Genomic DNA, 13,368 nt, shown 5'->3' on the forward strand with positions numbered 1-13,368 from the left:
TGACTCCATCCCGAACTCAGAAGTGAAACGCAATTGCGCCGATGGTAGTGTGGGGTCTCCCCATGTGAGAGTAGGGCATCGCCAAGCGCCTAATACCAATGAAGCCCTAGTTAACGCTAGGGCTTTTTTGCATCTGCGCGTGACTCCATTTTGCATCTGCACGCTACTCCATTTTGTATCTGTTTTTACTCCTTTTGACATCAGAACTCCTCTTGGTTTTTATCATCAATGGCCGCTTATCATCCATTTCGTCTGTAGATCTGTAGGTCTGTAGGCTTGCTAGCTATGAGCCTAGATTGTTGATGCTATTTCTTTAGCCCGCATCAATCATGGCCTACATGGCTCGTTTGGCGCACATTACCTGCACAGCACTTCCTGCCGCGCACTGGCTACCGACTCCGTTAGCATTCTGCTAGCGTTTCGATTAAGGCGCCGCGAACACTCCATTCAACGCTTTTATAATGCGAGCCTTCTTGGTGTGGTTTGTGGCTTGGCTCGTAAATGCAAGGTGACTTGGTGTTTATGCGGCGGATTGTTAGTATGGGGTAGGGTAGCGGTGTGTGGGGATGAGTTTGTGGGTATTCGCTCGAATTGCTGCCTTTGTATGATGGGTGACGCTTGTTTGCGGCGGCGTCAGTTTTAGTTGCAACTGGAAGCAATACCACTAAGCGCAATTACACTAAGCGCAGTTAAGTGCTGCACTTTTGCAGCGTACACCATAGAGGTTTAAGCCATGCTTTATGATTTAACGGTTGTGCAATTTAGCAAGATGCTGAACAATTTAGGCCAGATCCTAGAGAAAGGTGAGAGTTTTGCCAATTTCAAAAAGGTGGATATGGCGATTTTACTTAACTCACGCTTAGCGCCGGATCAATTCAACCTGATTCGCCAAGTGCAGATTGCCTGTGATACCGCCAAGCTGGGAGTGGCGCGCTTAACGGATAATCTCGCCTCAGTCCCTAAACATGACGATACCGAAACGACCCTTGTGGCATTGCAGGCGCGTATTCGCTCGGTGGTGGAGTACCTTGCGACCTTTACGCCTGAGGATTTTGCCAATGCGGCGACGATTCATGTGTCTCAGCCTCGCTGGGAGGGGCGGTATCTGTCGGGGGATGAATTTGCAGTGCAGCATGCCATACCTAACTTTTATTTCCATATCACAACCGCTTATGCGATTTTGCGTCATAACGGCGTGGATATAGGTAAAAAGGATTATCTCGGCCCGCTGCCCTATAAATCTTGAGTGCCAATGCTCGGGGGCGGTGGTTGTTCACTGCGCGCAGGGGCGCGCTTTCATCCGCTATTCGCGCTGGTCTGCGAGAGTTTAGCGGCGCTGCTGGCCTATTTGATACTCCATGATGGTGACCATTTCCCCTTTGTATGTTTCGCGCGCAATGCTACACCAGCCTTGGGCGCGATAAAACTCTGCCCTATCAGCGGTAAATAAATAGATTTTCTCCAAACCTAAGCTGTTGGCATGGTCAAGCACGGCGTTGACTAATAGTTTGCCAAGGCCTTGATTACGATAGTCGCTATTGACATACACATTGGCGAGCCAAGGGGTGAGATCGGTTCGGGTGTCCATGTCTGCGGCGACTAATGATGATGATCCTGTGACCTGACCTTGATGCTCACTGATAAACATTTTCGGTATGGGGGCGTCGGTCAAATACTCATGCATTTGGGTGATTAAGTGGCTGACAGTGGCGTCGGCCGGGCCAAGATGCGCCCATTCTTGGTGGTGCCAGTGTGCGAGCTGGACAATATGCTGTGGCGCGGATTTAAGATCGATAACTGTCATGCCATTCTTTTCGCAAAGTTTTGTTAATGCCGTATGGTATCAAGCTTGGTCGTTGGCTGCAGGTGAAAAATGTTTGTTTGATTGCTCGAGTGCTGAGTTAGCGTGGGGCCGGGAGAAAGACTTGCGCGGCTAATCCACCGAGTTTAGCCCGGCTAAAGCTCAGCTCGCCTTGATAGCTGTCGACGATATCTTTACAGATCGACAGCCCTAAGCCATGGCCTTGGATACTCTCATCTAACCGAATGCCGCGCTCGATGATAAGTGTTAGGGCGGCATCACTCACGCCGTCACCATCGTCACGAATGCTGATGCTAAAACCTTGGCGGGGATGGTGCTGTTGTTCGATGTGTAGCTCAATGTGTTTGCGAGCATGCTTGCAGGCGTTGTCGAGTAAATTCCCAAGTAGCTCAAGGATATCGTCGCGATCAAAGGGCAGGACGAGGTGGCGATGATATTGGCTTTGGATTGTGCGCCCGGGATAAATGCGCTGCATGACTTGGATAAGTGGCGCAAGATCGTCATCGAGGACCGTATAGCGGCCGGGAGTGGACAGGCCGACAATTTTAGTGCGCTTAAGCTCCCGTTCAATAATGTGGTGCAGGTTTGCTAGCACGTTACAGCCCTCACGTTGTTGCTCCGGTGGGAGGTTTTCAAGGTAGGACTGCAGGTGTTGCAGTGGGCGCTTCATCTCGTGCGCTAAGTTGCCGAGGGCGTTGCGGGAGCGCTGTACCCGCTGGCCTAATTGGTTGACCAGGCGATCGATTTCGTCGATCAGCGGCAGGATTTCACTCGGGACTTGGTCTGGTTTAATGTCATGCCCTTGGATACGCATTTGCCTGATGGCTTCGGGCATCTGCTCTAAGGGTTTAAAGCCGCGTTTGAGCAATTGATACTGGGCGAACAGTAAAAATAGGATAGTGAACAAGACTGCGGCGCAGGCAAAGGTTAAAAAGGCGACTTGGGTTTGTTCGAGCGTGCTGATGTCTTCGCTGACCCACAGGGTAACTAACTGCTCATCCTTAATAACGGCCTGGCTGAACATAAGCCAATGCTCTTGGCCGACAAATAAGGTGGCCTGATCTTGCTCCCCTGCGCCGAGGGTCGGCAGAGTGATAGTGTGATCAAATAGGGAGCGGGAGCGCAGGGTTTGCGCGCCGATTTGAATGGCAAAATAATGCCCAGAATTTACCCGATGATACACATTGGGTAGACGGTCGGAGCTCAGTGTCCAAGTACCATTGGGATCGTGCTTAAGGGCCGCGATCAGGCTGTCGGCATCGTGCTGCAGGCGTGAGGCGACAAAGTCTTGGGTTAATACTTGGATGCCGTGATACAGAAAGGCGAGTAACAGCACCATGGCAACACTGAGGGTGATCAATAGATTGCGTGTCAAATATCCCTTGAGTGAATACACGCCCTTACTCCTTGAGCCGATAACCTTGGCCGCGGCGGGTTTCAATAAAATCCTTCCCTAAGCGTTGGCGCAGGCGGTTGACGTAGACTTCGATAACATTGCTGTCTTTGATGTGTTCTTCTTCGTAGATGCGCTCGCTAAGCTCTGATTTGGAGACGATTTTGCTAGGGTTCATCATTAAATAATGCAGCAGGCGATATTCAATCTTGGTCAGCTCAATCACCTCGCCCGCACGATTGGTGACGGCTTGTTTGTCAACATCGAGAGTGACGTCGCCGTGTTGCAATAGATTGTCGGCCCGGCCGAAATGGCGACGGATTAAGGCTTCAAGCCGAGCGAGCAATTCTTCAATGTGAAAGGGTTTGCCAAGGTAATCATCGGCCCCTGCTTTGAGGCCATCGACCCGCTCATGCCAAGCATCGCGGGCGGTGAGGATCAGGACTGGCATAGTGAGTCCTTTTTGTCGCCACTGGCCCAGCACTTGTAAGCCGGGTTTGCCCGGAAGACCAAGATCGAGGATCACGGCCTCAAATGGCTCCTCTTCGCCTAAAAAAGCGCCGTCGATGCCATTGGCCGCGTGCTCGACGCTATAGCCCGCCCGATGCAGGGCGGGGATGAGGCGAGCAACCAGTTCGGTATCATCTTCAATCAACAGCAAGCGCATTAGTCGACCTTTTCCTTTAGCCATTCGCCGGTTTTGGCGTCAATTTTGATTTCATACACTATGCCATCGTCTCGGAGGATTTCGAGCTCGTAGATGATGCGCCCATGTTTCTGCTCGACTTCTAAGTCGAGCAGTCGTCCTTGTAAGCGTGATTCATAGCGTTGCATTATGGTGTCGAAGGGCAAAACCTTGCCCTCTTTAACCCACTGCACGACCTTGTTGGCAGGATCGTCTCCCGCCCACGCCTGCGGGCTGCTAATCATTCCAGCGGCCAACACCAGGAATATTAACGGTATCTTCATCGAATATGCCCTTTTCTGCGAGGTGGTGACAAGTGCTGCATTGGCTGAATGAGCCCACTTTCGGGTTATCTTGCACCATATGCCGTGGGATCTCATCGTGTTTGCGAATAAAAAATGCCTGCTCGGTGATCCTCTGTGGCCCGGCGCCTGCGGGCAGCGGGACGTTATGTTTCATTACCTTACCATGTTGCGCGGCCTGTTGGACTAGATAAGCCTCGATGCTGGCGCTCACCTGTGGTGCCAAGCTGGCGTTATCACCAAAGTGGTCCGCCAGATTGGCGGTAATGGCGCGCCACTTGTCGGCGGGCAGCAAAGTGGGTGGATAGGCCATGTGGCAGCTGCCACACTCGGCGGTATATTCCGGGTTTGGGGTGATGGTTTGCTGCAGCTCATGGTTGTCGTCTGCGTAGCCAGTACCGCTTAAGCTCAGGCTGATCCCGATAACGCCGAGCGCTAGGGCGGCGGCCGTGAGGGATGAGCCGATAAGCCAACTAATGGGGTGGGTTTGCTGAGTCATTATTTATTCCTATTTGAGGCAGTGTTCTGCAATATCAAGTGCCAATGCGATGTTTGCCGCTTATTGCGTGCTTAGCCAGAGTAAAATATCGCCCTTTTCCTGCGCGCTGCAGTCTCGCTTTAGGGTCCACTGACAGTTACGGCTGAACCATTTTTCGATATTGGCGGCGTCGGTTAAGCGATGAGCGGTGATGGATGGGGCCATTGGCTCAATCGGTTTATGGGTGTTTTGGTGTTGCCCGCTGCGGGTGACGTTCGTCCCGTGACAGCTAACGCAGCTACGCCCATCTGTGTCCTGCAGCCACAACCGTTGCCCTGCTGCGGCGCTAAATGGACCGGCGCCTTGGGCTTGGTAATGCTGCAGTTGGCTCCCGATGTGTTCGGCGCTCTGGGGCCAGCTTGGGGTGTTGGCACCATGGCTCGCTGCGCTAATGCTGATGGCAATGAGGGCGCAGATGCCTGTCACGACCCGGTGCTGATGGGAGGGGTGAATCAATGGGCGCATAGGACATTCCTTGGTTGAGTGGTGGCAGTGTCATCCGCTAGCGTGGTGACTTTTTCGGTGAAAGCGGTCGGTGTTTGTTACCGGTGATCATGGCTTTGACTAAGTTTTCATGGTGTAAGCGGCTGCTGACGATGACGCCACCAACGTGGATAATCACCAGCGCGAGGGTGGCGTTGGCAAAGAACTCATGGATTTCTTTTAAGGGGTCCTCGGGCCAACTTGCGAACCAGCTCATGGCCAATGGCCCGTGCCCTTCGGTGGCGTATAGCGCCATCCCTGAAAATCCGGTAAGGGCGATGCAGGCCAGCAAGGCTAAAATCATCATGGCCCCTGCGGGATTGTGGCCTAGGTAATCTTTGGCGTTGCCGCTGATGAGTGTTTTTAGGTAGGCGAGCGCGACCTGCGGGCGGGTGACAAAGTGGCTAAAGCGGGCGTGATAGCTACCGATCACTCCCCATAACAGCCGAAATACAATTAACATTAACACGCTATAGCCGGCGTAGCTGTGGATGTTCATCCATTCATCCTCCCCCTCTGTTAGGTAGGCGATGGCGAAGAAGGCGACGAGTGACCAATGAAATATGCGGATCAACAGGTCCCAGACTTTGATGGTTTGTACTGTGTTGCTTGGCATGATGTGACGCTCCTAAGTGGGTGTCGTTGTAGGCTACTTAGGCCAAACTTAAACCACGCTTAAATTTTGCGCCCTTGAGTGGGTTGGGGTGATGTCGATGTTGTTTGAGGGGCGCCTGCTGTTTGGGGGAGGCAGGCTGCGAGTGCGGAGTCTGTCGCTTGGGTTGTTAAGGTGGCAGAGGGGCTGAGCAGAAGCAAGTGATGAGCTTAGGCATGGATGAAGGGCTGGATAGCTCTTCGCCGAGGAGCGCTTTGCCGCCCAATGTGGGGCGGCAAAGGCGCGGGTGGCGATGGTTGTCAGCCGATGTCTGCCTATGCTGGCAGGGTGATGGTCACCTCAAGGCCGTGAGGCTGACAGTTTTGCGCCTTAATGTTGCCTTTGTGGGCCGTTATCGCCGCCTCGGTGATAGCAAGGCCGAGCCCCCAGCCGCCGCTCTCCCGTTGTCTGGCTGAATCGGGGCGATAAAAGGGTTTAAAGATGGCCTCTAGCTCCTGGGCATCAATCCCCGGTCCATCATCTTTGATGGTGATGTGGACTTGCGTGGCGCTGTGGGTGGCATGCAGAGAGATCTCTTGGGCGGCGTAACGAATGGCATTGCGTAGCAGATTTTCGATGGCGCGTGACAGCGCTTTCGGGTAATGGCTTAACTCGATAGACTCCTCAATCTCAATGGTGAGCCTTTTCCCTTGCTGGGCGGCTTCAAATTCAGCGTCATCGAGCACTTGGCTTAAGGATTCGGCCAGCCCAAGGTGCACCTTAGTCTCGTTGGTACTGAGTTTGGCTCGCGACAACTCTAATAGCTCGGTAATCAGCCTTTCTAGCTGCTCGGCCTCGTAGGCGATGCGGTCGGTTTCGGTGCTTTGTTGCCCTTTTTTGCGGGCGAGGGCGAGGGACAGCTGTAGGCGTGTCAAGGGCGTGCGCAGCTCATGGGAAATGTCGCCCATCAAGCGTTGCTGATTGTTGACCATGGTTTCAATGGAATCGGCCATGCTGTTAAAGGCGCTGGCGAGCTCACCGATTTCGTCATTGCGCTCGGTAGTGGCGCTATCGACGCGGTTGCTTAAGTCGCCCTGTGCGAGGGCGTTGGCACTTTTTTTGAGAGAATTAAGTGCCTTACCTAGGTGCCAAGCGAGGAGACCACAGAGCAATCCCGAGAGGGCGATCGCCAAACTTAAGGTAAGCAGTTTGTTTTCAATAAAGAAAAAGAACCAAGGGCGCGGATGGCTATCCGGTAGCCGCCCGTAAAGAAAATAAGGTTCCCCTTGCAGGCTGAACGCATAGGGACCAAAGACTAGCTCATCTTTAAATTGATGGCTGATCGGATGTTTTTCTTCATCGGCCATCAGCATAAAATTGCGCACGCTGCGGCTAACCCGATTGGTGTTAATCACTTGCCCTTGGCTGTTGACGAGGTAGAGTCGCAGCGGTTTGCCTTCCATGCTGCGATGGCGTTCCCAGTGACGCAGGAAGTCGGATGGGATTAACGACGGATTGGCCTGCATACGCTGGGCGACGCCGGCGAGCACCTTTTCTAGGTGCGGTGCAAGCGGCGCTTTATCGTGATTTTGCTGGAGTAAAGGCAGCAGCCCCACGAGGGCGATGATCAATGAGCTGCAGAGCCAAAACCCTAGCAGTAATTTGATAAATAAACGATTTGGCACAGTCGCCCCCGTCGTTATGGTAACCAAATATATCCCTTGCCGCGGATGGTTTTTACCCGTGGGCGGCCATCGCTGCGTTCCGGCAATTTTTTGCGTAAGTTCGACAAATGCATGTCGAGGCTGCGGTCAAAGGGCATGAGTTTTTTGCCAAGGACAATTTCGTTTAATTCTTCTTTATTCATCAATTCCCCCGCGCGCTGGGCAAGGGTGTGCAATAGGGTGAACTCAGTGCCAGTGAGAATAATCAACTGTTCGTTGCAGTAGGCTTCTTGTCGTGCGGGATCTAAGCGCAAATCGCCAAATTCTTGGGCAGGTGCCGCGTGCATTTCTTGGGCGGTTAAATGGGATCGCCGAATAATGGCGCGGATGCGGGCGATAAGTTCGCGGTCATTAAAGGGTTTGGGTAAATAGTCATCGGCGCCAATCTCCAGGCCGACGACTCGATCGATTTCATCGCCCCGCGCCGTCAGCATTAACACTGGAGTTTGCTTATGTTGGCGCAATGCTCGCAGCACTTCAAACCCATTGAGTTTGGGGAGCATGACATCGAGTAAAATCAGATCGTAATCCGTGGCCAGCGCGAATGCTAACCCCTGTTTGCCATCGTAGGCCAAGGTCAGGTTAAAGCCTTCTAATTCGAGTAATTGACCAAGTAGTTCTGATAAACCGAGATCGTCATCGATTAATAATATTCGACTCATAATGTTCCTTAATCGCGGTGATGCGCCCGTATGTGCAGGGGATATTTGGCATTTTGGCTGAGTATACCTGTTTTGCTGTCAATTGCTGTGTAGCAATGTAAGCCAAAGTAAAGAATGGCGCCGCCGTGGCATAGCGCATCCGGATCGCGGCTCGATAGCCTTCGCAACCTGTGGGCTTTATCACAAAAGCGCAACTTGGCGAATGCAGTTTGCAACGTGACACTGGGGGTGCTGTCAAACTTTACAGTGATTTACTCTGCTAGCATGCTCACTTACATAGGGGGAAGTACACTGTTAGGGTCGAAAGTGATTGGGCTGCAACAGCGTCGTCACCGTATTTAATTTTTTATCCCATTAAGTCGAACTATTGAGGTTAACATGATGAAAACATTATCTCCTTTGAAGGCGGGCCTGTTTGCCATCCTTGCAAGCTCAGCGATATTAACGACCAGCGTTTATGCCCAAACGCAAGAGCATTGTGAGAATCACAAAGGGGAATGCCATAAAAAAGGTTGCCGGATGGCCCACGGTGAGATGCATGGCCACGGTGATATGCATGGTATGTTTGCTGGACTCGATTTAACCCAAGCGCAGCAGGCGCAAATTAAGCAGCTGCTTGAAACGCAAAAGACGGCACGTACTGAATCACGCCCCAGCAAAGAAGATCGCATTGCCCATCGCAATGAGATGCATAGCCTCATTACTGCGGCGACCTTTGATGAAGCTCAAGCTAAGGCCCTCCTGAGTGCCCAGCAGGAAAAGCGCCAAACGCAAGCTTTGGAGCGCATGCGTGTACAGAATCAAATCTACAATTTGTTGACGCCAGAGCAACAAACGCAGTTTAAAGCGCGATTTGAAGCACGTACTGGTAAAGAACCTCGCGGCTAACGCATCGAGCTGATATACAATAGCGTCATAGCTTCCCGAACTCACAACCCTATGACGCAACCTTCCCAATACGATTTTTGGGTCAAACTGGCGAGCCGCGCTTCGGTGGCAACAGCTTTGACCCTGATTATTATCAAACTGTTAGCATGGCTCTATTCGGGCTCCGCCAGTATGCTGGCGTCCTTGACGGACTCTTTTGCCGATACGCTAGCTTCGATCATCAATTTTGTCGCCATTCGCTATGCCTTGGTGCCTGCCGATCAGGATCACCGATACGGCCATGGGAAAGCGGAACCTTTAGCCTCATTAGCGCAATCGGCCTTTATTATGGGCTCTGCCTTTTTGTTGTTGTTTTATGGGGGGGAGCGACTGATTACGCCAACACCGGTGGAGCATGCGACCCTCGGAGTGGTTGTGTCGGTGATTGCGATTGTGCTGACATTGGCCTTGGTGACGCTGCAAAAAAGGGCCTTAGCCGCAACGAAGAGTACTGTGGTTGAAGCTGACTCGCTGCACTATAAATCCGATCTCTTCCTCAATGGTGCCGTGCTATTGGCATTAGTGTTATCGCAGTATGGCTGGTGGTGGGCCGATGGCTTATTTGCGATTCTCATCGCGGCATATATTGGCTATCAAGCATTCGATTTGGGTTATCGTTCGATTCAAGCCTTGTTGGATCGGGAGCTTGATGAGGAAACGCGCCAAAAGATCACGCGCATCGCGCAGGATGACCCCCATGTGCAGGGGCTGCATGATTTACGCACCCGTCAGGCAGGAAAAACGGTTTTTATTCAATTTCATTTAGAATTGGATGGCAATTTAAGTCTAAACGAAGCGCACGGGATCGCCGATGCGACGGGGCGGCGGGTCAAGGCGGCTTTTGAAGATGCCGAGGTGATCATCCACCAAGATCCGGTGGCAGTACACTGAGCACTCCCCTTCATCATCTGAATGGCTCGCCGGCGGATAGCATTGCTACCCTTCGGTGATTCATCAACTTGAGGTGATGGTTAACGCAGAGGTTAACCATCACGCGATTTACTCCATTGACAGTTCTTTCAATTTTCGCGTGAGGGTATTTCGCCCCCAGCCTAAACGTTTGGCCGCCTCTTGTTTATGCCCTTGAGTATGACGCAGGGCGGTTTCGAGTAAAATTCGCTCAAAGGCCGGTTGGATCTGTGTCAGTAGATCGCTGTTGCCCTCGGCCAGTTTTTGGTCAATCCACTCGCTTAAGGCGGCTTGCCAATCTTGAGTGACTTTGGGCGCGGGGTGCTGACTACTGGGCTCTTTGAGTAACTCGCAGGGCAAATCCTGAGGCAGGATTTCTTGGCCGGAGGCCATTACGGTTAGCCAGCGGCAGGTGTTTTCGAGTTGGCGCACATTGCCCGGCCACGGTAGCTGCGCGAGTTTGGCTGCGGTTTCTTTGGTGAGGATTTTGGTCTCTACACCGATTTCTTTGGCGGCCGAGGCGAGAAAATGAGTCGCCAGTTGGGGGATATCTTCGCGGCGCTGTGAGAGCGGTGGGAGGTGCACCCGGATCACATTCAGGCGGTGGAATAGGTCTTCCCTAAACCCGCCTTTTTGCACGAGTAATTCCAGATCTTGGTGGGTGGCTGCAATAATGCGGACATCGACTTGCACGGGATTGTGGCCACCGACGCGATAAAACTGGCCATCGGCCAGCACCCGGAGTAATCGAGTTTGTACATCGAGGGGCATGTCGCCAATTTCATCTAAAAACAGGGTTCCGCCATTGGCTTGTTCGAAGCGGCCTTGGCGCACGTTGGCGGCGCCAGTGAAGGCGCCTTTTTCATGGCCAAACAGCTCTGATTCAATTAAGTCTTTTGGGATCGCCGCCATATTCAAGGCGATAAAGGGCTTGTCTTTGCGAGGGCTGTGCTTGTGCAGCGCCCCTGCGACTAACTCTTTGCCGGTGCCGGATTGGCCGTTGATCAGCACGCTGATAGAAGAGCGCGATAGCCTACCGATGGCGCGAAAGACTTCTTGCATGGCCGGAGCTTCACCGATGATTTCGGGGGTTTTGAGCTGCGGTTCCTGAACTGGCGTAGGGCTTTGTTCAGTGGCGTGGGTGAGCGCGCGCTCGACTAAGGAGATGGCTTCATCAATGTCGAAGGGCTTGGGGAGATACTCAAAGGCGCCTGCTTGGAAGGCGCTGACGGCACTGTCTAGGTCTGAGTGCGCCGTCATAATGATGACCGGAATATGCGGGTAATGCAGCTGCAGCCGTTCGAGCAGAGTTAAACCGTCGGTACCGGGCATCCGAATGTCTGACACGATCACTTGAGGTTGTGAAGTGTCTAATGCCTGCCACAGGGATTCAGCTGCGGCAAAACTGGCGGTGCTAAGCTTGGCGCCTTGCAGTGCTTTTTCGAGCACCCAGCGTATTGAACTGTCGTCATCGAGGATCCATACCTGTTCACTCATTCGCATTTTACTTCCTCGTACCTAAAGGTAATGTTATTGGCATGGGTTATTTGGCGCTTAAAATGGGTAATGACATGATAAATTCGGTATGCCCTGCGCTGGAGATACAGTCAATTCGGCCCGAATGTAAGCGCGCGATGTTGTGGGCAATCGAGAGGCCAAGACCTGAGCCGTGCTCGCGAGTGGTCACCATCGGGTAGAATAGGGTATCCATGAGCTCCGGGGGCACGCCGGGGCCGTTATCAATAATCGATAAGGCAAGGACTAAGCGATGGCGCTGCGAGCCGATAGTGACCTGATGCTGGGTGCGGGTGCGGATCAATATCTCTCCCCCTGTATGCTCAAGGGCTTGCACCGCATTTTGCAAAATGTTTAGTACCGCTTGTTGCATTTGCTCCGGGTCCATCTCGATATCGGGAATGGAAGGGTCATAGTCCCGTTTTAGTTGAATATTGGCCGGAAGGGCCATTTCGATGAGCTTATACACCTTTTGCACGACTTCGTGGATATTGTGTGGGCGGTGCGCCGTCGGCCGCTGTGGTCCGAGCAAGCGGTCCACTAAGTTACGCAGGCGATCGGCTTGCTCGATAATGAGATGGGTAAACTCCTGCTGCGCCGGATCCGCCAGTTCCCGTGAGAGCAGTTGTGCTGCGCCGCGTAAGCCACCGAGGGGGTTTTTAATTTCATGGGCAAGATTACGCACTAAAAACTGGGCGGCTTGCTGCTGCGCATCTTGACTCAGTTGCTGGTGGATCCGCCGCTGTTGATCGACTTGGCGTAGCTCTAGCACGCTTAATTGCGCTTCATCCTCAAGGGGGATAAGGGTGAGATCCACCGTATGATGCTGGCCATCAAGGGTCACTAGGCTGGCGGTGTTTACGGTTAAGCCTTGGCCCGTTTTGACGGCGTCGCTTAATAATTGAGGGTCGACCCCAAGCAGTTGATAATGTTCCGGTAAGGGTTGCTCGGTGAGACGATGACTGCCCGCGCCGAGTAGTTGCTCTGCGGCGGCATTGGCATAGCAGGGACGCAGCTGCGTATCTATGACCAGCACCGCTGTAACTAAATGATTAAGCAGAGTCTCTTTATCCATCGACCGTTCCTGAAAATGGGGTTGCACCACTATGGTGCACCAAAATGGTGCAAGCTGCAACCTGAACCCATCAAACGGTACTATTGCCCCTCTAAAACATAATCCATTGTCTTTTAAAGTATTAGTTGGATTTTGGTTGTTTTTTCGGGGTGGGTTTCAGCGCCGCTTGATGAAGAAATATCTTTCTAGGAGAGCTTGATGCAAAGACTTTGCCGTTTTGCGTCATCACCTCGGCGATTAAGATATGCTCGCCGCGCTCGACATGGGTGAGCTTGAATATTCCGCCCATTTGCGGTGGGCCGATGGGTTTGCCATCGAGTTTGAGGACCATTAAATACTGGCTTTTAATTTCAGGTGTAATTGTCGCTATCACTTCGAACTCACCATTATTGTCTCGGATAGTCGCCTCTTCTTCTGGTGAGGTGATATTGACACTGTAGCGGATTTCTTCAAATGACGGACGGGTATCGGGGTTAACCTGCGCGGCAGGTAGTGCGACTTGATTTAAGGTTTTATCTTTTAGCTCAACAATTTGTGCATTAGGGTGCGGCTCGTCAGAATAATGCACTTTGCCATCTTTATCGATCCATTTATACACGGTTGCCTGTGCTAGGGTGCTGAGCAGTAATAGGCTAATCAGTGTCAAGCTACGCATGGGAAAGTCCTTTGCGAGTCAGGTTAATTGCCTCAAGAGTAGTCTGTTTTGCATCAAAAATCATCGGATTTGTGCGTTTATCCGGC

At 52.4% G+C, this 13,368-nt stretch carries 15 protein-coding genes and 1 rRNA gene; 4 read left to right on the forward strand and 12 right to left on the reverse strand.

The features are described from left to right. Both rrf and ACRCZA_RS03495 read left to right on the forward strand, forming a co-directional pair. A 5S ribosomal RNA gene (gene rrf, locus ACRCZA_RS03490) occupies positions 1-87 on the forward strand; the annotation flags it as partial. A 646-nt stretch (positions 88-733) separates the two neighbouring features. Further along, positions 734-1,246, forward strand: a complete 513-nt coding sequence (locus ACRCZA_RS03495; protein WP_438673092.1) for a DUF1993 domain-containing protein — start codon at positions 734-736, stop codon at positions 1,244-1,246. An 81-nt stretch (positions 1,247-1,327) separates the two neighbouring features. Here the strand turns inward: ACRCZA_RS03495 and ACRCZA_RS03500 are convergent, their stop codons facing one another. The 9 genes from ACRCZA_RS03500 to ACRCZA_RS03540 form a co-directional block, all read right to left on the reverse strand. After that, positions 1,328-1,804, reverse strand: a complete 477-nt coding sequence (locus ACRCZA_RS03500) for a GNAT family N-acetyltransferase (RefSeq protein WP_438673093.1) — start codon at positions 1,802-1,804, stop codon at positions 1,328-1,330. A gap of 97 nt (positions 1,805-1,901) precedes the next feature. Next, positions 1,902-3,218 (reverse strand): ATP-binding protein, encoded by a 1,317-nt coding sequence (locus tag ACRCZA_RS03505; protein WP_438673104.1) that lies wholly within the window; start codon positions 3,216-3,218, stop codon positions 1,902-1,904. 4 nt (positions 3,219-3,222) lie between these two features. Next, positions 3,223-3,882 (reverse strand): winged helix-turn-helix domain-containing protein, encoded by a 660-nt coding sequence (locus ACRCZA_RS03510; RefSeq protein WP_438673094.1) that lies wholly within the window; start codon positions 3,880-3,882, stop codon positions 3,223-3,225. Next, complete coding sequence (locus ACRCZA_RS03515) at positions 3,882-4,145, reverse strand: PepSY domain-containing protein (protein ID WP_438673095.1); 264 nt, start codon at positions 4,143-4,145, stop codon at positions 3,882-3,884. The genes ACRCZA_RS03510 and ACRCZA_RS03515 overlap by 1 nt, the downstream gene beginning before the upstream one ends. Continuing rightward, positions 4,138-4,701: a diheme cytochrome c gene (locus tag ACRCZA_RS03520; RefSeq protein ID WP_438673096.1), complete on the reverse strand. Its 564-nt coding sequence runs from the start codon at positions 4,699-4,701 to the stop codon at positions 4,138-4,140. Before ACRCZA_RS03520 ends, ACRCZA_RS03515 begins: the two co-directional genes overlap by 8 nt. Positions 4,702-4,761: 60 nt before the next feature. Continuing rightward, complete coding sequence (locus ACRCZA_RS03525; protein ID WP_438673097.1) at positions 4,762-5,205, reverse strand: DUF1924 domain-containing protein; 444 nt, start codon at positions 5,203-5,205, stop codon at positions 4,762-4,764. A 37-nt stretch (positions 5,206-5,242) separates the two neighbouring features. Further along, positions 5,243-5,839 (reverse strand): cytochrome b/b6 domain-containing protein, encoded by a 597-nt coding sequence (locus ACRCZA_RS03530; RefSeq protein ID WP_438673098.1) that lies wholly within the window; start codon positions 5,837-5,839, stop codon positions 5,243-5,245. A gap of 311 nt (positions 5,840-6,150) precedes the next feature. After that, positions 6,151-7,500 carry an ATP-binding protein gene (locus ACRCZA_RS03535; protein ID WP_438673105.1) on the reverse strand — a complete coding sequence of 450 codons (1,350 nt, stop codon included), beginning with the start codon at positions 7,498-7,500 and terminating at the stop codon, positions 6,151-6,153. 14 nt (positions 7,501-7,514) lie between these two features. Further along, positions 7,515-8,201, reverse strand: a complete 687-nt coding sequence (locus ACRCZA_RS03540) for a response regulator (protein WP_438673099.1) — start codon at positions 8,199-8,201, stop codon at positions 7,515-7,517. A gap of 381 nt (positions 8,202-8,582) precedes the next feature. Here ACRCZA_RS03540 and ACRCZA_RS03545 point away from each other — a divergent pair, with 381 nt between their 5' ends. Next, positions 8,583-9,089, forward strand: coding sequence for a Spy/CpxP family protein refolding chaperone (locus tag ACRCZA_RS03545; RefSeq protein WP_438673106.1), 507 nt, complete (start codon positions 8,583-8,585; stop codon positions 9,087-9,089). Positions 9,090-9,140: 51 nt separating this feature from the next. Then, complete coding sequence (gene fieF, locus ACRCZA_RS03550; RefSeq protein WP_438673100.1) at positions 9,141-10,019, forward strand: cation efflux pump FieF; 879 nt, start codon at positions 9,141-9,143, stop codon at positions 10,017-10,019. A gap of 108 nt (positions 10,020-10,127) precedes the next feature. On the opposite strand, the gene glnG is transcribed toward fieF, so the two are convergent. The 3 genes from glnG to ACRCZA_RS03565 all read right to left on the reverse strand — a co-directional run bounded on the left by glnG (position 10,128) and on the right by ACRCZA_RS03565 (position 13,282). Beyond that, complete coding sequence (gene glnG, locus ACRCZA_RS03555) at positions 10,128-11,540, reverse strand: nitrogen regulation protein NR(I) (RefSeq protein ID WP_438673101.1); 1,413 nt, start codon at positions 11,538-11,540, stop codon at positions 10,128-10,130. A 40-nt stretch (positions 11,541-11,580) separates the two neighbouring features. Beyond that, complete coding sequence (gene glnL / locus ACRCZA_RS03560; RefSeq protein ID WP_438673102.1) at positions 11,581-12,627, reverse strand: nitrogen regulation protein NR(II); 1,047 nt, start codon at positions 12,625-12,627, stop codon at positions 11,581-11,583. Positions 12,628-12,748: 121 nt separating this feature from the next. Continuing rightward, complete coding sequence (locus tag ACRCZA_RS03565) at positions 12,749-13,282, reverse strand: DUF4124 domain-containing protein (protein WP_438673103.1); 534 nt, start codon at positions 13,280-13,282, stop codon at positions 12,749-12,751. Positions 13,283-13,368: the final 86 nt, after the last annotated feature.

The organism is Shewanella sp. (assembly GCF_051658185.1).
In the GTDB taxonomy this organism is placed as follows: domain Bacteria; phylum Pseudomonadota; class Gammaproteobacteria; order Enterobacterales; family Shewanellaceae; genus Shewanella.

Bases quoted from the DNA above. Each gene is read 5' to 3' on its own strand.
- ACRCZA_RS03495 (WP_438673092.1), top strand. From the start codon at position 734: ATGCTTTATGATTTAACGGTTGTGCAATTTAGCAAGATGCTGAACAAT.
- ACRCZA_RS03500 (WP_438673093.1), bottom strand. From the start codon at position 1,804: ATGACAGTTATCGATCTTAAATCCGCGCCACAGCATATTGTCCAGCTC.
- ACRCZA_RS03510 (WP_438673094.1), bottom strand. From the start codon at position 3,882: ATGCGCTTGCTGTTGATTGAAGATGATACCGAACTGGTTGCTCGCCTC.
- ACRCZA_RS03515 (WP_438673095.1), bottom strand. From the start codon at position 4,145: ATGATTAGCAGCCCGCAGGCGTGGGCGGGAGACGATCCTGCCAACAAG.
- ACRCZA_RS03520 (WP_438673096.1), bottom strand. From the start codon at position 4,701: ATGACTCAGCAAACCCACCCCATTAGTTGGCTTATCGGCTCATCCCTC.
- ACRCZA_RS03525 (WP_438673097.1), bottom strand. From the start codon at position 5,205: ATGCGCCCATTGATTCACCCCTCCCATCAGCACCGGGTCGTGACAGGC.
- ACRCZA_RS03530 (WP_438673098.1), bottom strand. From the start codon at position 5,839: ATGCCAAGCAACACAGTACAAACCATCAAAGTCTGGGACCTGTTGATC.
- ACRCZA_RS03540 (WP_438673099.1), bottom strand. From the start codon at position 8,201: ATGAGTCGAATATTATTAATCGATGACGATCTCGGTTTATCAGAACTA.
- ACRCZA_RS03545 (WP_438673106.1), top strand. From the start codon at position 8,583: ATGAAAACATTATCTCCTTTGAAGGCGGGCCTGTTTGCCATCCTTGCA.
- fieF (WP_438673100.1), top strand. From the start codon at position 9,141: ATGACGCAACCTTCCCAATACGATTTTTGGGTCAAACTGGCGAGCCGC.
- glnG (WP_438673101.1), bottom strand. From the start codon at position 11,540: ATGCGAATGAGTGAACAGGTATGGATCCTCGATGACGACAGTTCAATA.
- glnL (WP_438673102.1), bottom strand. From the start codon at position 12,627: ATGGATAAAGAGACTCTGCTTAATCATTTAGTTACAGCGGTGCTGGTC.
- ACRCZA_RS03565 (WP_438673103.1), bottom strand. From the start codon at position 13,282: ATGCGTAGCTTGACACTGATTAGCCTATTACTGCTCAGCACCCTAGCA.